This is a genomic window from Rhodococcus aetherivorans (assembly GCF_011058165.1).
GTDB lineage: Bacteria > Actinomycetota > Actinomycetes > Mycobacteriales > Mycobacteriaceae > Rhodococcus > Rhodococcus aetherivorans.
Genome location: NZ_JAALEG010000009.1, coordinates 63,760 through 88,633, shown reverse-complemented (window position 1 = coordinate 88,633; position 24,874 = coordinate 63,760). Strand labels below are relative to the sequence as shown.

Below are 24,874 nucleotides of genomic sequence, written 5' to 3'. Positions count from 1 at the left end.
GGAGACTGCACGCGACGGGGGTGGACGTGGATGACGTTGGCGTGCAGCTTCGGCAGGGCAGCGCTCGCACCTCGTTCAGGAGGTCGGGGTCGTCGTTGCCGAGGGAGGCGATCGCTGCGTGCCGCGGCCCTGCCACCCGAAAGAGCCTGAGTGAACGGCCCGGAGCGATGCCGGTCGCCGTGGGATAGTGGGCCTGTCGAGCGAGTACAGGGAGCAGGCCCACATGCACGAATCGACCGGGAGATGACGATGAGTGGACCGGTGATCGACCCCCGCCGTCACGACGCGGTGATCTTCGACCTCGACGGGGTGGTCACCGACACCGCGGCGGTCCACGCCGGGGCGTGGAAGGAACTCTTCGACCGGTATCTCTCGCGTCGTCCCGAACGCGACGGCGAGGAGCATCGCGAGTTCACCGACGAGGACTACCGCAAATTCGTCGACGGCAAGCCGCGCGTCGACGGCGTCGCCGATTTCCTTGCCTCGCGCGGAATCACGCTGCCGTGGGGGGACCCCGACGACGGCCCGGACGTCGAGACCGTGTGCGGGCTCGGTGCCCGCAAGGACGAGATGTTCCGCGAGCGGATCCACCGCGACGGTGTCCCGGTGTTCGAATCCAGCGTCGATCTCGTGCGCCGGATCCAGAGCCTCGGGCTGGGCACCGCGGTCGTCACCTCGAGCCGCAACTGCACGCTCGTGCTCGAGGCCGCCGGGCTCGCCGACCTGTTCGGCGTCCGGGTCGACGGCGTGGTCTCCGACGAACTCGGGTTGCCCGGCAAGCCCGATCCGGCGGCCATGCTCGAGGCCGCCCACCGGCTCGGGGTCCACCCGGCCCGGTCCGTCGTCGTCGAGGACGCGGAGGCGGGCGTCGCCGCGGGCCGGCACGGCGGGTTCGGTCTCGTCGTCGGCGTGGACCGGGTCCATCATCGCGACGAACTGCGGCGCCGCGGCGCCGACGTGGTGGTCGACGACCTCGCCGAGCTGGCGGTGCGCACCGGCGACCGGCGCATGTCGGAGATCCCGGACGCGTTGGCGTCGCTCCAGCAGCTGACCGCCTTGCTCGGCACACGCCGGCCCGCCGTCTTCCTCGACTTCGACGGCACGCTGTCCGAGATTGTGAACGATCCCGCGGCCGCCACGCTGGTCGACGGTGCGGCGGCGGTGCTGTCTTCCCTGGCGAGCGAATGCACCGTCGCCGTCATTTCGGGACGCGACCTCGCCGACGTGCAGACCCGGGTCGGTCTTCCGGGCCTGTGGTACGCGGGAAGTCACGGCTTCGAACTGATCGGCCCCGACGGGCAGCACCAGCAGAACGATGCGGCCCTGGCCGCCGTGCCCTACCTCGAGCGGGCCGCCGCCGCGCTGCAGGAACGGCTCGCCGACGTGCCGGGCGCGGTGATCGAACACAAGCGGTTCACCGTCGCCGTGCACTACCGCAACGTCGCTCCGGACCGCGAGGAGGGACTCGTCGCCGCGGTGCACGAGGTCGCCGCCGCCGAGGACCACCTCCGGGTCACGACCGGTCGCAAGGTCGTCGAGATCCGCCCCGACGTCGACTGGGACAAGGGCCGGGCTCTCGAATGGGTGCTCGAGCACGTGCGCGACGAGGACAACCCGATCCCGGTCTACATCGGTGACGACATCACCGACGAGGACGCGTTCGACGCGCTGGCCGGCACCGGACTCGGAATCGTGGTGCGCCACACCGAGGACGGCGACCGTCGCTCGGCGGCACAGTTCTCGGTGGATGGCCCCGAACAGGTCCGGCGGCTGCTGCAGCGGCTCGCCGAGCTGTGGGGCGAGGACCAGGAGGTCGGCCCGCGTCACGACGCCTGGACCCTGTACTTCGAGGGTTACGATCCGCCGGCCGAGAAACTGCGCGAGGCCGTGTGCACGGTCGGCAACGGGTACTTCGCCACTCGTGGCTGCGCCCCCGAATCCCGCGCCGGTGCCGTGCACTACCCCGGCACGTACGCCGCCGGGATCTTCAACCGCCTGACGGACGAGGTGGCGGGCCGCACCATCGACAACGAGAGCATGGTGAACCTGCCGAACTGGCTGCCGGTCACCTTCCGCATCGACGGCGGCGAGTGGTTCGACATCGACTGCGTCGAAGTGCGGGAGTACTGCCAGTATCTCGATCTGCGCCGGGCCGTGCTCACCCGGCGGTTCCGATTCCGCGACGGTGCGGGCCGCACGACGACGGTCGTGCAGCGCCGGTTCGTCGCGATGCACCAGCCGCACGTGTGCGGCCTCGAGACGACGATCGTCCCGGAGGACTGGTCGGGGCGGCTCGAGATCCGGTCGGAGGTCGACGGCGCGGTCCGCAACACTCTCGTCGAGCGCTACCGGCACCTGGCCGGCGATCATCTCCGATTGCTGCACACCGCCCGGTTGTCCGAGGACTCGGTGTGCCTGACGGTGCAGACCAACCAGTCCCGCATCCCCGTCGCCGTGGCGGCTCGCAGCACGCTCTGGCGCGACGACGAACGGATCCCCGCCGAGTACACCCTCCTCGACTCGAGAGGGCGGGTCGGGCACATCATCGCGCTCGATGTCGCGGCCGGGGAGCCCGTGACCCTGGAGAAGATGGCCACCCTGTTCACCGGGCGTGACCAGGCGGTGTCCGAGCCGTCGGAGGAGGCCACGCGCTGGCTGGCCCGCACGGGGCGCTTCGAGGAAACGCTCGAGGGGCACGTACTCGCCTGGGTGCACCTGTGGGACCGCGTAGACATCTTCCTCGGGGGCGACGGCGAAGGCCTGCGGATAGTGCGGCTGCACCTGCTGCAGATGCTGCAGACGCTGTCGCCGAACACCGCGGATCTCGACGTCGGCGTACCGGCGCGCGGCCTGCACGGCGAGGCGTATCGAGGGCACATCTTCTGGGACGAGCTGTTCGTGCTGCCGGTGCTGAACCTGAGGTTGCCGGGGTTGACCCGTTCGCTCCTGCGCTACCGCCACCGCCGCCTGGACGAGGCCCGCCGCGCGGCGCGGGAGGCGGGTCACAGCGGCGCGATGTTCCCGTGGCAGTCCGGCAGCGACGGCCGCGAGGAGAGCCAGCAGGTGCACCTCAATCCGAAGTCGGGACGGTGGAATCCCGACGCGAGCTGGCGCCAGCACCACATCGGGGTCGCGGTCGCGCACAACGTGTGGCAGTACTACCAGGTGACCGGGGATCTGGGGTTCCTCGCGGAGTACGGGGCCGAGATGCTGGTGGAGATCGCCCGGTTCTTCGCCGATCTCGCCACGTACGACCGCGCCCGTGATCGGTACGTCATCCGCGGCGTCATCGGCCCCGACGAGTTCCACTCCGGCTATCCCGACGCGCCCTTCGACGGGATCGACAACAACGCCTACACCAACGTCATGGCGGTGTGGGTGATCCTGCGCGCGCTCGAGGCGCTGGAGATCATCCCGCTGCGGATCCGCACCGAACTGGTCGACACCCTCGGCCTGACCGCTCGCGAGACGGCGCGTTGGGAGGACGTCAGCCGCCGCATGTTCGTGCCCTTCCACGATCAGGTCATCAGCCAGTTCGAGGGCTACGGGGACCTGGCCGAACTCGACTGGGAGGGATACCGGCGCCGGCACGGCGACATCCAGCGTCTCGACCGGCTCCTCGAGGCCGAGGGCGACGACGTCAACCGCTACCGCGCGTCGAAGCAGGCCGACGTGCTCATGCTGTTCTACCTGCTGTCGGCGGACGAACTGCGGGAGCTGTTCGAGCGGCTCGGCTACCAGCTGACGGGCGAAACCATTCCGCGGACGATCGACTACTACATGGCGCGGACGTCACACGGGTCGACGCTGAGCGCGGTGGTCCACTCGTGGGTTCTGGCCCGGGCGCATCGCGGTCAGGCCATGGAGTTCTTCGACCGGGTGCTGGCGTCCGACATCGCCGACATCCAGGGGGGCACCACCTCGGAGGGGATTCATCTCGCGGCCATGGCCGGCAGCGTCGACCTGCTGCAGCGTTGCTTCTCCGGGCTCGAGGCGCGGGGGGACCGCCTGGTCTTCGGCCCGGAGTGGCCGGAGGAACTCGGCGCGCTCGAATTCCCGATCTTCTATCGGGGGCACCACCTGCAGGTGCGGATCTCCGGTCGGCAGGTCGAGGTCAGTGCAGGTGCGGGCATCCAGCGGCCGATCGAGATCGAATGCCGCGGCCGGGTCGAACGCCTGCATCCGGGCGACACGGTCCGGATGCTCTGACGGTCCGGCCGTCGGCTAGAGCGGGCTGTCGAGCCACGAGTAGTCGACCCCGATCCAGCCGCCGGCCAGGCTGAGCGTGCCCAGCAGCCACAGCGTCATGACCACGATCGCGCCGGTCGTGAGCGCTCCCGCGCCCCGCACCACCAGCGACTGCTGCCCGAACCAGTGCATGAACCGGTCGTAGCGGCCCCGCGCGAAGTGCAGCAGACGGTGAGCCCAGGCGAACTCCGAGGCCAGGATCCCGAGGCCGGCGAAGACGATCAGCCAGCCCGGGCCGGGGTAGGGGATGGCGACGACGCCGGCCAGCAACACGAGCGCTCCGAAGGTACCGACGGTGATGCGGTACGTCAGATTCAGCGACGGGCGCGTCTCGATGCGCCGGCGCCAGCGGAGCCACCGCTGCTTCAGCCGACGCAACGGGGATATGTGGGTCCGGGCCCCGACCCGGTCGGGCGCAACCGCGTGCCGAATCCGTCCTTCACTCACGATCTACCGAGCCTGCTTCTCGTCATACCTGGGTGCCGTGCACGGCAGGGTCGTCTTCCAGTCTACCGACGACCGGCGGGTACGGCGGGGCCCGGAAACGCGGACCCGCACGTCGCGGCCGGTCCGATCCACGTGGTCAGGCCGCCGCGGCGTCCGTCGGGGCGGGATTCGCGGCGGTGAGCCGGTCCAGGTAGGCGGTGAAGACGGTGCCGAGGGCGACCGCGGTCTCGATCGTGTCGAGCCCCCGTATCGCCGCCACGAAGGACTCGTAGACGATGGCCGCTGCCTGCGACGGGAACAACCCGCCCTCGTCGGCGGTCAGCACCCGCACCGCGTCGTCCACGCTGCCTTCCACCGCGCCGGCCACCGATCCGTGCAGCGGCACCGCGGCAGCCGCGGCGAGCAGGGCGTCCGCCAGCGCGGAGGAGGGGAACGCCACCGCAGCCGGTGCGATCACCCGACGGAACATCGTTACGTTCGCCATGTCGAACCTCCCGTGGAATCTCCCGAGCCGTTCTGTCGAGTGGTACCCGTGCGGGCACGTTGTACACAGTGCCCGAGGGGACCGACAAGTTCCGCTGCCGGCGAGCGACTCGTCACGCCGCCAGGACGCGCCGGGCATCGGCACGTCCGGCCTGCATGAACTCCGGCCAGTCCCGGGTGCCGAGGAACTGCCGGTAGAAGCCGACGCCCCGCACTTTCTCGTACGGAACCGGCTCGATCATCGTGACGTGGGAGGCCGAGCGCAGCCGCGCCAGGTTCTCCCGCGCCAGCTCGACCTGCTGGGACGTGCGCACCTGACCGGCGATGTAGAGGATGCTCGCGCGCCGCTCGGCCCAGCCGGTGGCGTCCTCGCCTTCGAAGCCGGGTGGGTAGAAGCCGTTGACGGCGAGGGTGACCTCGCACGGCTGCTCGAGGTCGAGCAGCGGGTGGACGGGGAAGATGTCGACGATCCCGCCGTCACACCAGTGGAATCCGCCGAGCTCGACGGGCGCGACGAACAGCGGCAGCGCGACCGCCATGTGCACGGCCCGGGCCACGGGAAGGTCGGGATACGTTCGTGGCCCGAGGTATTCGAGCCGGTTCTGTTCGATGTTCCAGATCGGCGCGTAGGCGGGTACGGGCATCGCGGCGAGCGTCATGTCGCCGAGCAGGCGCCGGTACGTGGCCTCGATCGCATCGCCGCGCAGGATGCCGGCGAACCCGCGGCCCACCGTCGGTGCGACGGCGAGCAGCCGACGCCAGTCGACGTCGAGATAGTCCTCGGGATCCAGCGCGAGGGTGAACTCTGCGACCTCCTCGGCGGGGACTCCCGCCGCGATCGGGAAGCCGAACAGCGCGGAACCGGAGCACAAGGAGATCACCGCCGGCCGGATCCCACCCTCCTCCATCGCCCGGGCCACACCGACCAGAGACGCGAGCGCTCCGCTGCCCCCTGTCGCGGCCACCGCGATCCGATCCCCCTCCTGCAGCCCGACCCGGAAGGGCTCGAACCGGGGAAAGGGGTGCAGTTCCCGGTCCGGCGTGCCCGAGGGCCGCCGCAGGGCCGCCCGCGCGACGTCGACGAGAAAACCGGCGTCGCTGCGCACGCCTTCGACCACGTCACGACCGCGGGAGAGGAGGTCGAAGTACTGGCGCACCCGGAAGATGTCGAGGACGGTGTCGAGCATGCCTCGACTGTGCGCGCGTGCCACACCGCGGGCCAGGGTCCTCGGTCCCGAATCCGTGCGGGATGCCCGCCGCGCAGCGGCTACCGGCCGGGGACGCGGCCCGATTGTGCCGCGGTGCGGAGTTGATAGCGCCGTTCGGCGTAGTCCAGGTCGTCGCGCCACAGCCGGGTGGCCGTGTGCCGCATGAGGGGGCGGAGGGCGGCGGCGGCGCGCCGGGTGGCGATGCCGAACCCGGGGCGAGGGGAATCGGCGACGACGGCCTCGACGATCGCGGTCCGGGGCCACCCGTCCGGTCCGGCACCGAGGGGCGTCGCGTGGGTCTCGACCACGCTGCCCACGCCCTCGCCCGACACGATCCGCATGACGACGGTGCGCGGGTCCGGGCTGGTGAATTCGGCGCGCACCGGCACACCGATCCGGCCGGCGACCCGGAAGGTGACGTCGACGAGGAACCGGTCCTCGCCGTCCGCAGTGCCGCGGGTGGAGGGAGCCTCGACCACCTCCAAGCGGGCGAACGAATACGGGTGGAACCAGGCGCCGTGCCACGGGTCGAGGCGGTTGGCGACGATGTCGGCCGGTTCGCACACACCGACGAGGGTGGCCACCGCGGCGATGCGGGACCCGGCCGTCGGGCGAGTCGGGACGATCGGCAGTTCCGTCGGCTCCTCGCCGCCGACGTGATCGAGACGGACCCACACGAGCACCCCGTCGTCGTGGCTGGGGAAGGGCTTCCAGCCGTAGGCGCCGTCGGCGTCGAGGCGCAGCCCGTGCCAGCGGCAGACCAGCGCGCCGCAGTCCACCGCGGCCAGCGCCATCGGGGCGCCGAGGTGGGGGCAGGCGCCGGGGCCGACGAGCACCCGGTCGCCGTCGCGCCAGGCGACGAGTTCGATGCCGGCGATCGTGATGCCGAAGGGCCGGTCCGCGCCGATCTCACGGCTGGCCGCCACGACGTACCAGTTGCCGGACGGCCGGCGCTGGGCGCGGTCGAGGACGGCGGAGATCAGCTCGGGCCGTGCACCGCGGTAGGTGGGTTGCTGCGCGGCCCAGCGATCCGGGTCGATGGGCCGGACGGGCCAGGTGTCGGGCCAGCGCCGGTACAGCGGATCGAGCACGCTCATGCGGGGTGCCTTTCCAGGGCGGCGAGCCGGCGCAGGACGGGTGAACGGCCCTGCGTGGGCACCGTGTACAGGTCGTGTCCGGCCACACCCCATTGCGCGAGAAGGGAATTCGCGGCGTGCCACCCGGTGGTGGCCGCGCGTTCCATGAGGGCCACCGGCAGGTCGATCCGGATGCCGTCGCCGGCGAGCATCAACCGTTCGTGCGGGGTGCGGACGGTGGGCCGTCGCGCGAAATCGCCCACCCCGAACAACGGACAGTCCTGACGCCAGAGGGTGCGTTCCTCGACGACGCGGGCCGCGGCGGTCTCGGGATAGATCGCGTGCAGGCGCGCGAGCACCTGGGCGCGCACGTCGTCGGGCGAATGTGCCCCGCCGACAGCGTCTCCCGTCGCGGCGTACGCGTGCAGTTCCACGACCGAGCCGCCGGTGCGGCGAGTCCAGGCCCGGGCCTCCTCCTCGTAACGGTCGAGCACGCTGACATTGTCGAGCGGGCGCAGGCCGCCTGTGCCGAGAAATGCCGGGCGGTCCGCGGCGACGGGACGGTCCAGCCACAGGCGCTGCACCAGGAACGGGGGCGCGGAACGCAATCGGTCCACCCGGGAACGCCATCCGGGATCGCCGAGATCCGGCGAGGCGTCGACGAGGGCGCGCAGCCCGGCCACATCGAGCGCGAGGACGAGGCCGTCGGCGTCGATGCTGCCGCCGGTGCCGTCGTGGACGCGGAAGGTCCGGGTACCGCCGAGTTCGACGCCGGTCACCGCGGTGGACGTCCGGATGCGCGCGCCGTGTCCCGCGAGGTACCGGCCGAGCGGCTCCCACAGGGTGGTGTCGAAGTTGCCGGTGGCCACGTCGAAGAGCAGTCCCTCGGCGGAGCCGAGGAAGTAGATGTGGAACATCGTGGCCAGCTCGGCGGCCGACATGCCGGCCGGGGGAGCGAAGAAGCTGCGCGAGAACACCTCGAACGCCAGATGGTTGGCCGCCTCTGGAAAGCGGATGCGCTGCAGGAACGTCTGTGCATCGACGTCGTCGAGCCGGTCGTAGATCTCCGGCACGGACACGGTCGCCAGCGGGGCCGCCGCCCGCACGTCGATGCGCACCAGGTCCTGCAGCCGGAACGTGGGGCTGCGCAACGCGAACACCAGCGCGTTCCACGGAGGGGTGTTCGGGATCCCGCGAAAGGTGTCGCGCCGGCCCTCGCCGTCGATGAGCGGATAGTCGTCGACCGCCGTCAGCCGTTGCAGATCCGGGTCGGTGCGGCGCAGCAGCCGGCGCAGGTTGTAGTACTGCCGGAAGAAGGCGTGGAACCCGCGGTTCATCGCGATCCCGGTGCCGTCGTCGAGCCGCTCGTGCCACCCGCCGACCCGCCCGCCGAGGTGAGCCTCGCGTTCGAGCACCTCGACCTCCACGCCGCGCTCGGCGAGGGCGGTGGCGGCGGTCAGCCCCGCGATGCCCGCGCCGACGACCACCACTCGGGGCCGCTGCGGCAGATGCCCGGTGTCCGGCGCACCCCGAGAGGCGGCGTGGTGGGCGATCCGCCGATCGCTGCCGACGGCACCGTTCATATAGCTGCCCTCCTGCGGCGCCGGTCCGAATCCGGCCGTCCTGGTCGAACAGTGGCGAGGCCGAGCCTACCGCGGCAAGGCCCCCGGCGACGGCCGACGCGGTCAGGCGCCGAGCCGGGCCGCGTGCGACGCGACGGTCTCGAGATGCTTGTCCGCGGTGCTCAGATCCAGGTGGGCGTCGGTGAGGCCGTCGATGACCTCCCGCAGGTTCGCCTCGGCGGCGTCGTCGTCCGGTACCGGATCCACCAGGTCGAACGCCTCGGCGAGGGAGCGCACGCGCCGGTCCAGGGCCTGCAGATCCGTGCGCAGTTCGGCGACCTGCCGGAGGAGATCGTTCATCGTGCTCCCTCCCCGTGCTGTGCGGCCGGCGACGGTCCGGGCGCGAGCATTCGGCCGCACGCTCACGGTAAGCCGGAACCGGGGACCTTCGAGGCGGAACCGCCGGCCTGTCCCTCCTGGTCCTGCTCTGCCTGACGAGTTGTTCGGATGGCGGCGGGCCGCAGGTTCGGCCGTCGCCGCCCGCGACCGTCCCGGCGGCCGCAGCGTGCGACGTCACCGAGAGCGCCGGCCATCGCTACATCTCCGCTGTCGGTCGTGACGGCCGCTACTTCGAAGATCAGCATGGCGATCCGATCCTGATTCGCGGAGACTCGCCGTGGTCCGGCCTGGCGGACTGGTCGCCCGAGCAGGCCGAATCGTACTTCGCGAATCGTGAGGCCCACGGGTTCAACGCATCGATAATCTCTGCGGTCGCCGTCCCCGACAACGGCGGGCCGAGCGAGGAGGGAGCGACCTTCGACGGCATCCGACCGTTCGTCGACGGTGACATCACGGCGTGGAACGAGCGGTACTGGGCGCGTGTCGACGAGTACCTGCGGATCGCCTGCCGGCACGGGAACACGCTGTTCCTCTACCCGATGGACGGGTGGAACATTTCCGACGTGTTCGCATCGGCGACTGCCGAACAGGCCGCCGTCCACGGCCGGATGTTCGCCCAGCGATACGCTCGGTTTCCGAACATCGTCTGGATGACCGGCGGCGACTATTCTCCCGAGACAGACGATCCCGCTGCCGGTTCCGACTCCGACCACGTGTTGCGCGGCATGCTCGAAGGGATCAGGGCGGCCGGCTCGGACAGGCCGTTCTCGATACAGCTGGGACCCCAGAAATCGCTCTCGACGGACAACCCCTTCTGGGAACCGTTGGCGGACTGGAACTTCGTCTACACATATCTGCCGACGTACAAGGCAGTGCTGGACGGTTACCAGCGACCGGCGGGCGCCAGGGACCCGCGCCCCGCCGTCTTCTCGGAGGGAAACTACGAGGGCGAGAACAACCAGCCCGACACGGCGCCGACAACCGACGAGACCCTTCGGCGCCAGGCTCTGTGGGCGTTGACCTCCGGATCACCGGGGGAGTTTCGTGGCTCCGACGACTGGGAGTTCCGAGACGGCTGGGAATCGCGCCTCGACACACCCGCCGTCACACAGCTCGAGGCCATTCGTGATCTGTGGGCCTCGTGGGCCTGGTGGCAGTTGGTGCCGGACGTCGACGAGCCGTTCGTGCTCGACGGGCGAGGCACCCGATCGACGGACGACGAGATGGTGGACGTCCTGGACGACGACTACGTCACCGCTGCACGCACCCCGGACGGCTCGCTCGCCGTCGTCTATGTGCCGACGCAGCGCACGATCCGGCTCGAGCGTGCACTGATTCCGCCGGGAGCGACACTCGGCTGGATCGATCCCGCCGATGCCGCCGCGCCTTCGCTGCCGGCGGAGATCGATCGGGACGGAAACGTGGCCACCCCGGGGACGAACGTCGACGGCGACCGGGATTGGCTCCTGGTGGTCGAGGCGTGAACGGGGAGCCGGGTCCGCGCGTCAGATCATGATGGCGGCGATGGCTACGGCCACCAGGACGGACGCTGCGACTGCCAGCCCGAGAAGCACCGAACCGGTGACGGCGACCGCCATGGCTGCCGCCACCATGCACGCACCTGCCGCCGTGCCGGACGTGTGCCGGAGACGCGAGTAGGACTCGCCGGCGTCGTCGTCGATATCGGTCCGTAACCGGTGCCGACCCTCGCATGTATGGACCACTGATGTACCCCCTGCCGTACCACAGTGTGATCGCTCTCACATTATGCACTCATTTGTATCGCATCACAAAACGATTTCGCCAGTCGAACGCGTATCCGGATCGTCGCGGTGCTCCTCTCGTCCCCTGTTCGTGCACCGAGGGTGTGAATTCCGTCCGGGCTGGGTATCGGATACGGAGTCGGCAGGAAAGGAGACGGGCGGATGGAGACGGAACGACAGGGCGGCAACGACGAGCCTCTGGTCGCGCACCCCGTGGTGGCTTTCGTGCTGGACGGCGTGCTGGTGCTGGCCGTAGCCGTGGTGGGGATGTGGATGTTCGGTTCGCTCCTCTGGGCGGCACTCGGCGGGGCGTTCTGCGCGGCCACGCACCTGCTGTGCCGGGCCACGGGGAACTGCGGTGCGCCCTCGCGCTCCACGGTCACGCAGCCGGAGAAGCAGAAGTCGGTCCCGGTGGCCACGGACGTCCGAGCCGAGGTCGCACAGGCGGCCTGACGCTCGGTCCCGCGGGTTCGAGTCGCACGCTCACGACGCGTCCTCGCTGCGCGAGTTCGTCGGTCACGGGTGCCGATCCCTTCCCCGGGCAACGATGTTCCGAACGTTACCGTAGGTCTCCGGCAGCAGAGGAGACACGGAACCGCCTCCGCGGGGTGTCGTCGCGGCCTATCGTAGGCGTGCGGATCTCGTATGGGAGGACCCATGGCCGAACCGGTGTTCGAGGAGTCGCAGGGCGCGGGCGGACCGCCGCAGTTCGAGGGACTGCGTGCCATGTTCGTCAACTGCACGCTCAAACGATCGCCCGAGACCAGCAACACGCAGGGGTTGATCGATCGCAGTGTGGCGTTGATGGAACGCGAAGGTGTCAAGGTGGACCAGATCCGGGCCGTCGACCACGACATCGCGACGGGCGTGTACCCCGACATGACGGAGCACGGATGGCCGAGCGACGAATGGCCGCAGTTGTTCGACCGGATCCTCGCCGCGCACATCCTCGTCATCGCCGGGCCCATCTGGCTGGGTGACAATTCGTCGGTCACCAAGAAGGTCGTCGAACGTCTCTACGGCTGTTCCTCGCTGCTCAACGAGCACGGCCAGTACGCGTACTACGGCCGCGCGGGCGGTTGCCTGATCACCGGCAACGAGGACGGCGTCAAGCACTGCGCGATGAACATCCTCTACAGCCTCCAGCACCTCGGATACGTGATCCCGCCGCAGGCCGACGCCGGCTGGATCGGGGAGGCCGGCCCGGGTCCCTCGTACCTCGATCCGGGGTCGGGCGGCCCGGAGAACGACTTCACCAATCGCAACACCACGTTCATGACCTACAACCTCATGCACACCGCCGCACTGCTCGTGCGGGCCGGCGGCTTTCCGGTGGGTGGCAACCAGCGATCGCTGTGGGACGCCGGGTGTCATCCGTCGTTCGAGAACCCCGAGCATCGGTGATGCCGGCACAGATCGGCGAGCGGGGGCCGGGGGCCGTGTGGTGCGCGCTCCTCCCGCTCGTGGTGCTCGTCGCCACCGGCTGTGGGGCGACGGGCGAGAGCTCCTACGATGTCGTCCCGGCGTCGGAACCTGCGGTGACCACGGCCGGCGAGCCGACGGTGATCACCACGGCGAACGGTCCCATCGGTGAAATGCTCTTCGACCGGAGGGACCAGGCGATCTACATCTTCGACCGGGAGGCAGGCACGGTCCCCGACTGCTACGGGGACTGTGCCGTGGCGTGGCCGCCGGTGCTCACCGTCGGTGCTCCCGTCGCGGCCGGTGACGCCGACCAGGGGCTGCTGGGCACCACGTCGCGCTCCGACGGGACCGCTCAGGTCACCTACGCCGGGCACCCGCTGTACTTCTATGCCGACGAGGAGCCCGGACAGGTGCTGTGCCACAAGGTCGAGGAGTTCGGCGGCCTGTGGCTGGCGATAGACGAGGTCGGCGTGCCACTCCCGTGACCGGGGTGACCGTCCGGTGGTGTTCTACCGTCGCCCGGGCGAACGTGAGCGGGTACCAGGAGTGACGGGTGCGCACCATTCGAACCCGCTATATCGGTCTGCGCACCAGATTCCTTGTTGTGCAGCCTATTTCGAGCGACGGTCCTCGTTCGGTGAGGGGCTTCCGCGGACCTTGGCCTGCGCGTCGAGTGCGGCTACCAGTACTGATGCCGTCTTCCGTCGGTGTCGGCGACGAAGATGACCGCGTCGGCGCCGTCCAGGTCTGCCGGGCCCAGCGGGATGTGGCCGGGCACGATCGGTTCGCCCGTGCCCATCGACGGGGCAAGCGCGGCGCGCAGGGCCGGTGCCGGGAACAGGGCGCGGCGGGTGGTCGCCTCGGCCAACACGCCCTGGAGGGTGCCCGGATCGCTGTCGGGGTTGGCGTCGGTGGCCAGGAACACATAGCGCTCGCCGAGGGTGAGCCCGACGAGCGCGCCGGCGCTCCCCCAGCTCACCTCGCTCTCGCCGACCGGCATGTGGGACTGCGCACGCTGGAGGTGAACGTTGTGCGCGAACACCAGACTCGGCCCGCGTCGCTGCTCCTGGGCAACGATCGCGAGCAGGTTCTCGGCCATCATCTCGGCGCGCAGGCTGAGCAAGGTCGCGATGCGATCGGGTGCGGGACTGGCCATGGCGGCGTGATAGCGCAGCAGGCCCTGGGCGGTGCGCGCGTGCGCGACGGCGTGGTCGTAGCCGGTCGGGTCGGCGGAGCGCAGGCCGGGTGCCGCGCGGCGCAGGGCGCTGGCGAGGTCGTCGGCGACAATGCGCAGGGCGCGAGCGCGATCGGAGTCGCCGACGGACGCTGCCGGGTCGAACATGGCCGCCTGGTTCGTCCAGTCCGCGTCCTCGCCGAGCAGCGCGTCGAGGTCGCGGACCGATGCGGGCCGCAGCGCCGCGGGCAGGTAGTCGTTGGCCGAGGACAGTGCGCGTCGCGGGCTCGGCGCCCCGGAGAACTCCAACGGCGCGTCGAAGCCGTGGAAGCGAACCCGATCCTGCTCCGCGCGGCCGGCATTGTGCGCGCGGAGCCATTCGACGAGTTCGCGGTTGCCCGGCACCGCGCCGAACCCGTGGCTGAACCCGGTCGCGAGCACCGTGTCGATCTCCGCCGTTCCCCCGGCCACGTAGTCGTCGACGACGGACGCGGCGAAGACATCGGTCTCCAGCACGATCGACCGGTACCCCCGTTCGACGAGGTGACCGAGGAGTTCGTTGCGCAGAAACGGGAACGCCTCGATCCCGTGGGTCGGCTCGCCGAGGGCGAGCAGGGTCGGCGGCTCGGGCCGCGTGGCGAGCAGTTCGTCGAGGGCGCGGCCCAGGCTCGCCGGGTCGTCGAGTTGGCGGCCGATTCCACGCAGTGCTGCGGCAGTAGACATGAACACCCCTTGTCGGAAGGAACTGCCCTCGACGATATCGTTGAAGAATCAGGTGAAACTTCTGCGATTCCGACCAGGAATCCGGAGGTAGAAGCCTCAATCGGAGGTGCACGTTGCGACCCATCGACCTCGCCCGGGAACACAAGTTGTCCGCACAGGCGATCCGCAACTACGACGACGCGGGCATCCTCCCGCCGACCGAGCGCAGCGAGACCGGCTACCGGCGCTACACGCCCCTGCACGCGCAGGCTCTACGCGCCTTCCTCGCGTTGCGCGGCGGCCACGGGCACCGGCAGGCAACAGGCATCATGCGTTCAGTCAACCGCGGCGACACCGAGTCCGCCTACCGGCTGATCGACGCCGCGCACGTCGCGCTGCTCGCCGAACGCGGCACCCGCACCGAGGTCGCAACGGCCCTGGGCGCCCTGTCCGCCACGGCACCGACTGCTGTCCGCGGTGGACCGCTGACTGTGGGCGAACTCGCCCGCCGACTCGGCGTGCACCCGGCCACGCTGCGCACCTGGGAGACCCAGGGCATCCTGCGCCCCGACCGCGACCGGGCAACGGGCTATCGCCAATACGGACCGGACTGCGTGCGCGACGCCGAGATCGCACGGCAACTGCGCCAGGGCGGCTACCCGCTGTCCCAGGTCGCCCGGTTCCTCGAGTCGCTGCGCACGGCGGGCGGGGCGGACGCGTTGGCCGCCTTCCTAGGCTCCTGGCAGGATCGGCTGACCACGCGCAGCCGCAACCTTCTCGCCGGCGCGGCCCAGCTCGATACCTACCTCACCATGCTCGATGACTGAACTGCATCGAACCTCGATCATTGTGATGGTCTTGCTGAGGAGCGCCGCTCGAGGTGCCGCCGAGATGACGAGATGGACGTTGACGACCTACTCATCGGCATCATTCGTGTGCGTACCAAGCTGTGCCTCCAGGTGCAAGGCAATCTCGGTCTCGAGGCGCCTGTCGAGTATCCCACGCCCCAATGCCTCCTCGGCCTTGGCCAAACGATAGCGGATCGTGTTGTGGTGTAGCAGAAGTCGGGCCGCAGTCGCGCGGTAATTGCAGTTCTCGGCGTAGAAGCTACGTAGCGTTTCGCGGAGCAACCGATTGTGCGGCGAGGGGTCCGCCAGCGCACCGAGCACCGAGGTGACGAACTGGCTCAGTGCTGCGGGTTCATGACTGCAGAGCGCGGTGAGCTCGATGTCCGAGAAGTGCGTGACGGCCGGGAATCCGCGGCCTGCCAGGCGTGCTACCCGGACTGCTTCGAGTGCCTGGCGATGGCTGAGCCGGAACCCGTCGAGTCCGCGGCCGGGTCGCCCCTGTCCACAGGTCACTCCTTCTCTCACCGGCGTCGCCCGCGCCTCGGTGTTCGTGGGGATCCAACACCACAGCGTGTCGCTGTCCACAAGCAGGGTCAGTGGTCGCGAGCCCGAGATGGTGCCGGCGAGCTCGCGGGCCGTGGCCTCCAATGGTGCCTGATTGCTGCCGTCACGAACAACCACCAGAGCCACATGATGTCGCGTGAGATCGTAGCCGAGGCGGCGGCTGGCGGTGGTGATGTCCACGTCGTCCGACGCGAGAATCCGCCGCGCTTCTTCGGTTCGCGCCATCGACCATTCGCGCGAGAGTCGCTCGGCCTCATCGCGATACGCAACACTCAACCTGTTGGTGATCATTTGGAGCCAGGACAACAGAAACGTCGTCCCGTAGTCCGTGACCCGTAGTGCCACGGGCACGCCGGCCCGGTCGCAGTACCGCTCGACCGCACGGGTCCATCGGCTGCACCAGTACGCGATTCCGACCTGGTAGCCACTGACCAGCGTGTCGAGGCTGATCGCCTTCGCCAGGTCTCGGGTCGTCCGGATGACTTCCTCGGAGGGCGCCATTGCATCGATGGTGATCCCCCGCATCAGCGCGTCGAGAAGCGCAGCACTGTTGGCCTGGCAGGCGGCGAGCGCGACCTCGGACACTTCCTGCCGCGCGAACTCGGGGACGCGTTCGAAGATGTATGCAGCCGTACCCGAGCCGAGGTCCGGCAGTTCCGGAAGCAGGGCTACCGCGACGTCGTGGACGTACGTCGCGACCTGATCGTCACCCGACATGCTGTCACCTCTGCTGATCGTATGCGCCAAATGGTCAAAGCTTGTGCGCAAGTCTGCGCATTTCACCATAGAAGGCGCAATCGTGGTGTGACTACGCTCACTGCTCAGAAGGTCCGAACTGGAATTTCACGAGGAGTGGTCGAGTATGAAGACCGACAAGGATGTAGTGATCGTCGGAGCCGGGTTCGCCGGCTTGTACGCTGTTCACAAGCTGCGTAACGAACTCGGTCTGGAGGTGCAGGCGTTCGACGCCGGCGGCGGGCCGGGCGGCACGTGGTGGTGGAACCGCTATCCGGGGGCACGGTGCGATTTCGACTCGGTCTACTACTCGTACTCGTTCTCCGAGGAGATCCAGCGCGAGTGGCAGTGGACGGAGAAGTACGCCGCACAGCCGGAGATTCTGAACTACCTCGAGTGGGTGGCGGACCGTCTCGACCTGAAGCGCTCGTTCCAATTCAACACTCGGGTGACCTCGATGGTGTGGAACGACGAGGGGCAGTACTGGACCGTCGGCACCGACGACGGACGCACGTGCACTGCCCGGTACGTCGTCTGCGGAACCGGCAACGTATCGATCCCGAAGAAGCCGGAGTTCCCCGGGATCGAAGACTTCAAGGGTGAGGTTCTGCAGACGAGCTCGTGGCCGCACGAGCCGGTCGACTTCAGCGGCAAGCGCGTCGGGATCATCGGAACCGGTGCCACCGGAATCCAGCTCATCCCGGAACTTGCGAAGCACGCCGCACATCTGACGGTCTTCCAGCGCACCGCGCAGTTCGCATCGCCGCTGGGGAACGAGAAGCTCGATCCCGAGGCGCGCCGATGGCTGGCCGAGAACCACAAGCAGGTGCGCGCCGGGGCGCGCGATCACTTCCTCGGCGCACCGTACGACGCTCCCCGCCCTTCGGCCCTCGCCGATTCGCCGGAGGAGCGCAAGAAGGTCTACGACGAGCACTACGGAAGCGGCGGCTTCCGGATGGTGGTCTCGACGTACGGTGACCTTCTCTACAACAGGGAATCCAACGACACCATCGCCGACTATCTGCGCGATCGCATCCGGGAACGCGTGACGGATCCGAAGATCGCGGAGATGCTCTGCCCCACCGATCACCCGTACGCCACCAAGCGGGCCCCGTTCGAGACGAACTACTACGAGACCTACAACCGCGACAACGTGACCCTGGTCGACGTGCGCAGTACTCCGATCGAACGTGTCACCGAGCACGCCCTGAAGACCACCGCAGCCGAGTACGAGATCGACGTGCTCGTCATGGCAACCGGCTTCGACGTGTTCACTCGGCCGCTGCTCGAGATGGGGATCGTCGGCCGCGACGGGCTGACCCTCGACGAGAAGTGGAGCGGTGTGCCGGGCACCTACCTCGGGATCCAGACCGCCGGCTTCCCGAATCTGTTCACCGTCACCGGACCGCAAAGCGCTGTCGCGCTGTACAACAACGCGCTCGCCATCGAGGATCACGTGGAATGGATCAGCCGAGCGATCGGTCACCTGCGTACCACGGGTGCGACCACGATCGAGCCGACCGCAGAGGCCGAGTCTCGCTGGGGTGATTTCGCCGAGGGAATCCTCAATCAGACTCTGATCCCGCAGTCGGAGAGTTCGTGGTACATGGGGGCCAATGTCGTCGGCAAGACGCGCGGAACGTACATCTTCGCTGCCGGCGCTCCCGTGTACCGAGCCATCTGTGCCCAGGTGGCCGAGCGCGGTTACGCCGGGTTCGCGATCGACGGTGTCGAGACCGCGGTCCCGCCGATGGCCAAACTCGACCCCGAGGTCGTGACCGCCCTGAGTGCCATCCACCGCCCCGGATACAAGCCGCTCGAAGACTGCACCGTCGAGGAGACGCGGGCGATGGTGGAGCAGCTCGTCGGGATGCAGGTGCCCGGCCCGGACATGCAGGTAGACGACATCGTCGATCCTGCTGTGCGCCTGTATGTTCCGAGCACACAGACGGAGGGAACGCGTCCCGTCATCGTATTTCTGCACGGTGGCGGCTGGGTCGCCGGCTCGCTCGACGTCGTCGACAATCCGTGCCGCCAGATCGCCCGGGCCACCGACGCCATCGTCGTCTCGGTCGACTACCGGTTGGCGCCGGAGCATCCTTTCCCCGCCGCGCACGACGACGCATTCGAGGCGGTTCGGTGGGTGCAGGAGAATATCGCCGGCTACGGTGGCGACGCGGACAAGATCGTGATCATGGGGGAGAGCGCCGGCGGCAACCTTGCGGCATCGACGGCGCTGCGTGCCCGTGATGCCGGTCTGAAGCTGGCTGGGCAGGTCCTGGTCTATCCGCCGACCGACCCCGAGGCGTCCACGCAGTCCCGAGTCGAGTTCGCCGACGGGCCGTTCCTCTCGGTCAAGGCGGTGGACACCATGTGGGGTGCCTATCTCAACGGCGCCGAGGTCACCGAGACCGTCGCACCCCTTCGTGCCGAGAATCTGCGCGATCTTCCTCCCGCGCTCATCTTCAGCATGGAACTCGATCCGACGCGCGACGAGGCCGAGGACTACGCGCGGGCACTGCAGGACGCGGGAGTTCGAGTCGAGCTTCACCGGTTCGAGGGCATGATCCACGGGGTCTTCAACATGGACGCCATCGTGTCGGCCGCGCCCGAGATGTACGCCCTGACAGCACAATTCGTCGCCGACACGGTCACCGCCGAACCGGTATCCGTCCGGTAACCGGCGCAGCAGTGTCGGTCGGGTGACCGCACGTCGGCGAGCGTGGTGACACGCCCGCCGACGTGACACTCGACCGCCGACCCGACGGCCTGGCCCGGACCGAACGCGGTCTCCGCCGCAGACCCGTCGAGTTGCAGCGGTCGGCCATCTCGACCTTCGCGAGTGCTGAGAACGACACCTACACCGCACCAGGGGTGTACGGCGGAGCACTCGGCCGTTCCCGGCTTGCCTTCAGCAGCGAGTCCCCGGCCTCTCAGGGCCACTACCCGAGGAGTTCACCATGCCACGCGCATATTCCAGCGGCGTCATCGACGCCTCGGCCGACCAGGTCTGGTCCGTTGTCAAAGACTTCGGCCGCGTCGACAGCTTCCTGCCCCCGGTGGCGCACAGTGAGCTGATCGACGGCGCCACCACACAGATCGGTGTAGTGCGTCGACTCGCCCTCGCCGACGGGGGCGCCACCCTCGACGAGCGCCTGCTCGACCTCGACGACCGCCGCCGCCAGTTGTCTTACGAGTTCGCCGGCGACAATCCGTTCGGTGCCCGGAACTACCGGGCCACCGTGCGTGTGAGCCCCATCGGCGAACCCGAAGGCGCCTTCGTGGAATGGTGGGCGGACTTCGAGGCCGACCCGGCCGAGGTCGACACCCTGGTCGGTGTCTTCGCGGACGGGGTCTTCGGCAGCGGCATCCGCAGCCTGCGCACGATGTTCGCCGATCGGAATGTCGTCGCCCGGGCCCGTCGCCACTCGGTGTCGGACCTGCTGCACCGCTCGGCGCAGCGATATCCGGACAAGACCGCCGTGGTCGACGGTGACCGACGGTTCACCTTCGCCGAGTTCGACCGGGTCGTCACCCGGTTCGCCGGTGTCCTCCACGCCCACGGACTCGCCAAGGGCGACCGGCTCGCCTTGATCGCCCGCAACTCCTGGCAGTTCGGTGCCCTGGCGTTCGGTGCGGCACGCATCGGCGTGGTGCTCGTGCCGATCAACTTCATGCTCAACGCCGAGGAAATCGCGTTCATCCTGGGTCATTCCGGGGCAAACGGAGTGATCGTCGACGACGAGTTCTCTGCGGTCGCCGATGACGCCATCGCTGCAGCCGCTCCGGATCTGAAGCTGTCGGCGATCATCGGCCCCCACGGCGCCGAAACCGGTGCGGGCTGGGAGTCGGTCGCCGATTGGGAGGCAGGCGAGGTGCCCATCCTTCCCGACGTGGCCGTCGCCGACGACGATCCGGTACGCATCATGTACACCTCGGGTACCGAGTCCCGCCCGAAGGGCGTCCTGCTCTCCTCCCGCGCACTGATCAGCCAGTACGCCTCGTGCGCGATCGACGGCGGCATGAGCCACGACGACGTCGAGGTACACGCGCTACCGATGTATCACTGCGCACAGATGGACTGCTTCTTCTCGGTGGACGTCTACCTGGGCGCCACCAGCATCATCCTGCGCGGCCCCGACCCCACCCAGATCCTCGAGACCATCCAGCGGGAACGGGTCACCAAGCTGTTCTGCCCACCCACCGTGTGGATCTCGCTACTCGGCCACCCCCACTTCGACGACTACGACCTGTCCTCCTTGCACAAGGGCTACTACGGCGCCGCACCGATGCCGGCAGAGGTGTTGCGTGAGCTCACCACACGGCTACCGCAGGTACGCCTGTGGAACTTCTACGGCCAAACCGAGATGTCCCCGATCGCCACGATCCTCGCCCCCGAGGACCAACTGACGCGTGCCGGCAGCGCCGGCCGGCCCGCCCTCAACGTGGAGACCCGGATCGTCGACGACGCCGGCCAGCCCCTCCCGCCGGGCGAGGTGGGCGAGATCGTGCACCGCTCCCCGCATCTGACGCTGGGCTACTACAACGATCCCGCCAAGACCGCGGAGTCCTTCGCCGGTGGGTGGTTCCACTCCGGTGATCTGGGCGTCATCGACGAGGACGGCTACCTCACGATCGTCGACCGCAAGAAGGACATGATCAAGACCGGCGGCGAGAACGTCGCGTCGCGGGAGGTAGAGGAGGCCCTGTACCTGCTGGACGGGGTCGCCGAGGTCGCGGTGTTCGGGGTGAGCCATCCGTATTGGATCGAGGCGGTGACCGCCGTGGTCGTCCCGAGGAGCGGTGTGGATCTCACCGAGGACGACATCAAGGCTCACGCGCGCGACAAGCTCGCCGGATACAAGCAGCCGAAGTACGTCGTGGTCACCGACGCCCTGCCGAAGAACCCCAGCGGCAAGATCCTCAAGCGCCAGCTCCGGGAACGTTACGACCACCTCTCGAAGGAGATGAGCCGGTAATGGCCGACAGGGACGAATTCCGACTCGACGGGGAGGTCGCCCTGATCACGGGGGGCGCGCGCGGTCCGCGGTGCCGATGGACTTCGTCGCGCTGAACGGTGGTCGAGTTCGAGACGAACAACTACAAGGTCGTCGCCTCGGTACAGGAGATGTGGGCCTCACCCAGTTCGGGTGGTGCCCACATCTCCTGTGACCTGCTCTGGCGAACGCACGGGGCGGGAGCGGATATCAGGTATCAGAGCTGGTCCAAACCGTCGGCAACGACGATCCATCCGAGACGTCTTGCCGTCTTGATAGGCAAACCGGTGTGGGGCATGACCGACGCGACGGCGATCACCATCATGCCGTTGAGCGCAGGTCCGGTATGTGTGCGCGCCCACCCCTCATCGGTTCCCGGCACGTCGAACTCGACGATCTTGCCGGGGCGGCCTTCCCATCCTCCGAGGAGCTCGGCCCACAGAATCAGCCCCGCGATCAGCGTTGAGAAGATCTGGATGGGGCCGTGCTACGGCAGTGGAGGAACCAGTATCTCGTCCGGCTCCTTGTCCGGCCGCAGTCCCTTCCAACTCGGGTGGCGCAGACTGTCGCCGGTGAACTCGCGATACTCGACGTCCCCGACCAGCACCGGCTCGGCCCATCGGGCGGCCCGGACGACGGGCGCCGGAGGTATCACGTCGAACGGATCGCTGGGCCGCTCGAGTTCGTCGAGCCGCTCCCACAGGGCGCGCCGGCCGGCGGTGGTGAAGCCGGTGCCGAGGTTGCCGATGTGGACGAGACGGCCGTCGTCGTCGTGGGCGCCGAGGACGAGGGAGCCGAACGTCGCGCGGTGCACGCCGGTGCCCGGCAACCATCCCGCGATCACGGCTTCGGTGCTCTTGCGTAGGGCGGTCTTGATCCATGCCGGCGAGCGGCGTCCCGGTTGGTAGACGGAATCGGTCCGCTTGCAGACGATGCCTTCGAGACCGTGATCGCGGGCAAGGTCGAGGAGGATCTTCGTGTCGGTGCCGACCCAGTGCGGCGGCGTGCGGACCAGGGGGCCGGACATCGACAGGTCGACCAGCCGACGGCGACGTTCGAGGTACGGCAGCCGGGTCGTCGGCGCGCCGTCGAGCGCGAGCAGGTCGAATGCGTAGAACTCCACGGGGATGGTCCGGATCAGGGCCGCCGTCGGTTTCGCCACGTGGATGCGGCTCTGCAGCCGGGCGAACACCGGCGCCCCGGACCGCGGATCGGGAGCGACGATCTCCCCGTCGACGACCATCGGCCGGCCCCGGGACACCGCCGACAGCGCGAGCGTCAATTCCGGGTAGACCCCCGAGACGTCCTTGCTGTTGCGGCTGTAGAGCCGGCATCGCTCGCCGTCGCACACCGCCACCGTGCGGGCGCCGTCCCACTTCATCTCCACCGCCCAGCCGGTGCCGATCGGCGGCCGGCCGGGCATGGCCAGCATCGGGGCGGGCACCGCGGAGCGGGAGGCGGGCATGGGTCGAATTATCCGGTGTGCCGTGCCCGGCTGCAGGGCAACTGTTCGGATCACCCTGTACCGGAATGAATTAAACGCGTGTATTCCGCTGCCGTCCGGTGGCGCCGGTGCATTGCCGCAGTTTTCGTGCCGGTGGCGACACCTGTCGCTCGTCTTGACGAAACTCCTGCGGAGTGTCTACCGTCACATATATCCACTCAGCGGACATGCGTTCGCATTACGAACACACGGATCGAGGATCGGGTATGAACGAGCGGCACCTCGCCGGCCCAGACGAGTCTCGGGCTCGGCGCGCAGCCTTCGGCAGCTTCGTCGGCGCCGTCATCGACTGGTACGACTTCATCCTCTACGGCCTGGTGGCCGCGCTCGTCTTCAACAAGGAGTTCTTCCCCAACGTCAGCCCGGCCATCGGCACGCTCGCCGCGTTCGCGACTTTCGGCGTCGGATTCCTCTTCCGGCCGCTCGGTGGGGTGGTCTTCGGTCACTTCGGTGACCGCCTCGGTCGCAAACGGATGCTGGTGCTCACCATCGTGATCATGGGAAGCGCCACTGCCCTGATCGGCCTGCTGCCGAGCTTCGCGTCGATCGGGTGGTGGGCGCCGGTCCTGCTCGTCACGCTGCGGGCTGTGCAAGGATTCGCCGTCGGCGGTGAATGGGGTGGTGCCGCGTTGATGGCGGTGGAGAGCGCGCCACCGAAGAAGAAGGCTCTCTACAGCAGCGGCGTACAGGTCGGCTACTCCGTCGGCCTGATCCTCGCCACCGGATTCGTCATGCTGATGAGCAGCGTCACGACCGACGAGGCTTTCACCCAATGGGGGTGGCGTGTTCCGTTCGTCGCCAGCATCGTGCTCGTCGCCTTCGGCCTGTGGGTACGCTCCAGCGTGGAGGAGAGTCAGGAGTTCACCGAGAAGGTCGAGAGGCTCGAAGCGGAGCTCGGCGAGCAGAGCCGCAAGCGCATCCCCCTCGTGGAAGCACTGACCAAGCATCCCAAGGCTTTTCTGCAGATCATCGGTCTGCGCTTCGTCGAGCTGTTCTCGATGTACATCGTCACGACGTTCGCGCTCAGCTATTCCACCAACGAACTCGGCATGGAACGCAGTTTCATGCTCAACGTCGGCCTGCTCGTCGGTGCCCTCGGAATGGTGACCATCCCGTTGTTCGCGTGGCTGTCCGACCGGTACGGGCGTCGCCGGGTGTACATGCTCGGTTCCGCACTCGGCGCCGTCTGTGCGTTCCCGTTCTTCGCGATGCTCGAGGGCGGCTCGATGATCGGAACCGTCATCTTCGCGGTGCTGTTGGTCAACATCGCCCACGACATGGTGGTCAGCGTGCAGCAGCCGCTGTTCACCGAGATGTTCGGCGCCGAGTACCGCTACAGCGGCGCCGGGGTGGGCTACCAGGTGGCCAGCGCGGTCGGGGGTGGGTTTACCCCCTTCATCGCGGCGGCCCTGGTCACCGTCTCCGGCGGGTCGTGGCACCTGGTGGCGGTCTATCTCGCCGGCGGATGCGTGATCTCCGGGATCATCGCCTGGCGGCTCGGACACGACCACGGTGACGCCGGCCGGGCCGCCCGGGCGTCGCGGACATCGACTGTCGCGACCGCACCCTGAGACGCGGATCGACCGGAGGCGGCGACGGACGGGGCCAGGGGCGTGGGCGCTCGAAATCTCCTACGCGTAATGGCTTCTCGATCACGAAATGCTGCACGGATCGGTTGATCCGCCTCGCCGGGCCGGGTGCGGCCGAGCATGGAAGGGGAGCCGCCGGCACCGCGCACG

General features: G+C 68.8%; 19 protein-coding genes and 1 pseudogene. 10 read left to right on the top strand and 10 right to left on the bottom strand.

What is annotated here, in order from left to right:
- The first annotated feature begins 249 nt into the window (after nucleotides 1–249).
- Nucleotides 250–4,209: a trehalose-phosphatase gene (gene otsB, locus G6039_RS06150; protein WP_164528063.1), complete on the top strand. Its 3,960-nt coding sequence runs from the start codon at nucleotides 250–252 to the stop codon at nucleotides 4,207–4,209.
- A 15-nt stretch (nucleotides 4,210–4,224) separates the two neighbouring features.
- Here otsB and G6039_RS06145 read toward each other — a convergent pair whose 3' ends face one another.
- The 6 genes from G6039_RS06145 to G6039_RS06120 all read right to left on the bottom strand — a co-directional run bounded on the left by G6039_RS06145 (nucleotide 4,225) and on the right by G6039_RS06120 (nucleotide 9,384).
- Nucleotides 4,225–4,626 carry a TIGR02611 family protein gene (locus G6039_RS06145; protein WP_006943381.1) on the bottom strand — a complete coding sequence of 134 codons (402 nt, stop codon included), beginning with the start codon at nucleotides 4,624–4,626 and terminating at the stop codon, nucleotides 4,225–4,227.
- A 205-nt stretch (nucleotides 4,627–4,831) separates the two neighbouring features.
- Nucleotides 4,832–5,179, bottom strand: coding sequence for a hypothetical protein (locus G6039_RS06140; RefSeq protein WP_174824746.1), 348 nt, complete (start codon nucleotides 5,177–5,179; stop codon nucleotides 4,832–4,834).
- A gap of 112 nt (nucleotides 5,180–5,291) precedes the next feature.
- On the bottom strand, nucleotides 5,292–6,365 hold the full coding sequence (locus G6039_RS06135) for a patatin-like phospholipase family protein (RefSeq protein WP_043797574.1): 1,074 nt from the start codon (nucleotides 6,363–6,365) through the stop codon (nucleotides 5,292–5,294).
- A gap of 80 nt (nucleotides 6,366–6,445) precedes the next feature.
- Nucleotides 6,446–7,483 (bottom strand): DUF5914 domain-containing protein, encoded by a 1,038-nt coding sequence (locus G6039_RS06130; protein ID WP_043797571.1) that lies wholly within the window; start codon nucleotides 7,481–7,483, stop codon nucleotides 6,446–6,448.
- Nucleotides 7,480–9,045: an FAD-dependent oxidoreductase gene (locus G6039_RS06125; RefSeq protein ID WP_006943365.1), complete on the bottom strand. Its 1,566-nt coding sequence runs from the start codon at nucleotides 9,043–9,045 to the stop codon at nucleotides 7,480–7,482. The genes G6039_RS06130 and G6039_RS06125 overlap by 4 nt, the downstream gene beginning before the upstream one ends.
- Nucleotides 9,046–9,147: 102 nt before the next feature.
- On the bottom strand, nucleotides 9,148–9,384 hold the full coding sequence (locus G6039_RS06120) for a hypothetical protein (protein ID WP_043797567.1): 237 nt from the start codon (nucleotides 9,382–9,384) through the stop codon (nucleotides 9,148–9,150).
- Nucleotides 9,385–9,491: 107 nt separating this feature from the next.
- On the opposite strand from G6039_RS06120, the gene G6039_RS06115 reads away from it, so the two are divergent.
- The 4 genes from G6039_RS06115 to G6039_RS06100 all read left to right on the top strand — a co-directional run bounded on the left by G6039_RS06115 (nucleotide 9,492) and on the right by G6039_RS06100 (nucleotide 13,096).
- Nucleotides 9,492–10,907 (top strand): glycoside hydrolase family 140 protein, encoded by a 1,416-nt coding sequence (locus G6039_RS06115; RefSeq protein ID WP_043797563.1) that lies wholly within the window; start codon nucleotides 9,492–9,494, stop codon nucleotides 10,905–10,907.
- 441 nt (nucleotides 10,908–11,348) lie between these two features.
- Entirely contained in the window at nucleotides 11,349–11,639 is a 291-nt protein-coding gene (locus G6039_RS06110) for a hypothetical protein (protein ID WP_043797559.1), read from the top strand.
- Nucleotides 11,640–11,843: 204 nt separating this feature from the next.
- A complete protein-coding gene (locus G6039_RS06105; RefSeq protein WP_043797557.1) occupies nucleotides 11,844–12,590 on the top strand; it encodes a flavodoxin family protein in 747 nt (248 codons plus the stop codon).
- Entirely contained in the window at nucleotides 12,590–13,096 is a 507-nt protein-coding gene (locus G6039_RS06100; RefSeq protein ID WP_043797555.1) for a COG4315 family predicted lipoprotein, read from the top strand. The genes G6039_RS06105 and G6039_RS06100 overlap by 1 nt, the downstream gene beginning before the upstream one ends.
- Before the next feature lie 194 nt (nucleotides 13,097–13,290).
- Here the strand turns inward: G6039_RS06100 and G6039_RS06095 are convergent, their stop codons facing one another.
- Nucleotides 13,291–14,508 (bottom strand): erythromycin esterase family protein, encoded by a 1,218-nt coding sequence (locus G6039_RS06095; protein ID WP_043797661.1) that lies wholly within the window; start codon nucleotides 14,506–14,508, stop codon nucleotides 13,291–13,293.
- A 113-nt stretch (nucleotides 14,509–14,621) separates the two neighbouring features.
- Between G6039_RS06095 and G6039_RS06090 the strand changes: the two genes are divergently transcribed.
- Nucleotides 14,622–15,314 carry a MerR family transcriptional regulator gene (locus G6039_RS06090; RefSeq protein WP_043797553.1) on the top strand — a complete coding sequence of 231 codons (693 nt, stop codon included), beginning with the start codon at nucleotides 14,622–14,624 and terminating at the stop codon, nucleotides 15,312–15,314.
- 87 nt (nucleotides 15,315–15,401) lie between these two features.
- Here G6039_RS06090 and G6039_RS06085 read toward each other — a convergent pair whose 3' ends face one another.
- A complete protein-coding gene (locus G6039_RS06085) occupies nucleotides 15,402–16,616 on the bottom strand; it encodes a PucR family transcriptional regulator (protein WP_006943355.1) in 1,215 nt (404 codons plus the stop codon).
- A 145-nt stretch (nucleotides 16,617–16,761) separates the two neighbouring features.
- Here G6039_RS06085 and G6039_RS06080 point away from each other — a divergent pair, with 145 nt between their 5' ends.
- The 3 genes and pseudogenes from G6039_RS06080 (at nucleotide 16,762) to G6039_RS06075 (ending at nucleotide 21,613) form a co-directional block, all read left to right on the top strand.
- On the top strand, nucleotides 16,762–19,314 hold the full coding sequence (locus G6039_RS06080; protein ID WP_006943353.1) for a flavin-containing monooxygenase: 2,553 nt from the start codon (nucleotides 16,762–16,764) through the stop codon (nucleotides 19,312–19,314).
- 280 nt (nucleotides 19,315–19,594) lie between these two features.
- A pseudogene (locus G6039_RS31385) lies at nucleotides 19,595–19,999 on the top strand (SRPBCC family protein); the annotation flags it as partial.
- A gap of 21 nt (nucleotides 20,000–20,020) precedes the next feature.
- Nucleotides 20,021–21,613 carry an acyl-CoA synthetase gene (locus G6039_RS06075; protein ID WP_174824748.1) on the top strand — a complete coding sequence of 531 codons (1,593 nt, stop codon included), beginning with the start codon at nucleotides 20,021–20,023 and terminating at the stop codon, nucleotides 21,611–21,613.
- 235 nt (nucleotides 21,614–21,848) lie between these two features.
- Here G6039_RS06075 and G6039_RS31575 read toward each other — a convergent pair whose 3' ends face one another.
- On the bottom strand, nucleotides 21,849–22,109 hold the full coding sequence (locus G6039_RS31575) for a styrene oxide isomerase (protein ID WP_478384682.1): 261 nt from the start codon (nucleotides 22,107–22,109) through the stop codon (nucleotides 21,849–21,851).
- 9 nt (nucleotides 22,110–22,118) lie between these two features.
- Nucleotides 22,119–23,096, bottom strand: coding sequence for a non-homologous end-joining DNA ligase (gene ligD, locus G6039_RS06070; protein ID WP_043797550.1), 978 nt, complete (start codon nucleotides 23,094–23,096; stop codon nucleotides 22,119–22,121).
- A gap of 245 nt (nucleotides 23,097–23,341) precedes the next feature.
- On the opposite strand from ligD, the gene shiA reads away from it, so the two are divergent.
- Nucleotides 23,342–24,706 (top strand): shikimate transporter, encoded by a 1,365-nt coding sequence (gene shiA / locus G6039_RS06065; protein ID WP_043797548.1) that lies wholly within the window; start codon nucleotides 23,342–23,344, stop codon nucleotides 24,704–24,706.
- The last annotated feature ends 168 nt before the right edge of the window (nucleotides 24,707–24,874 follow it).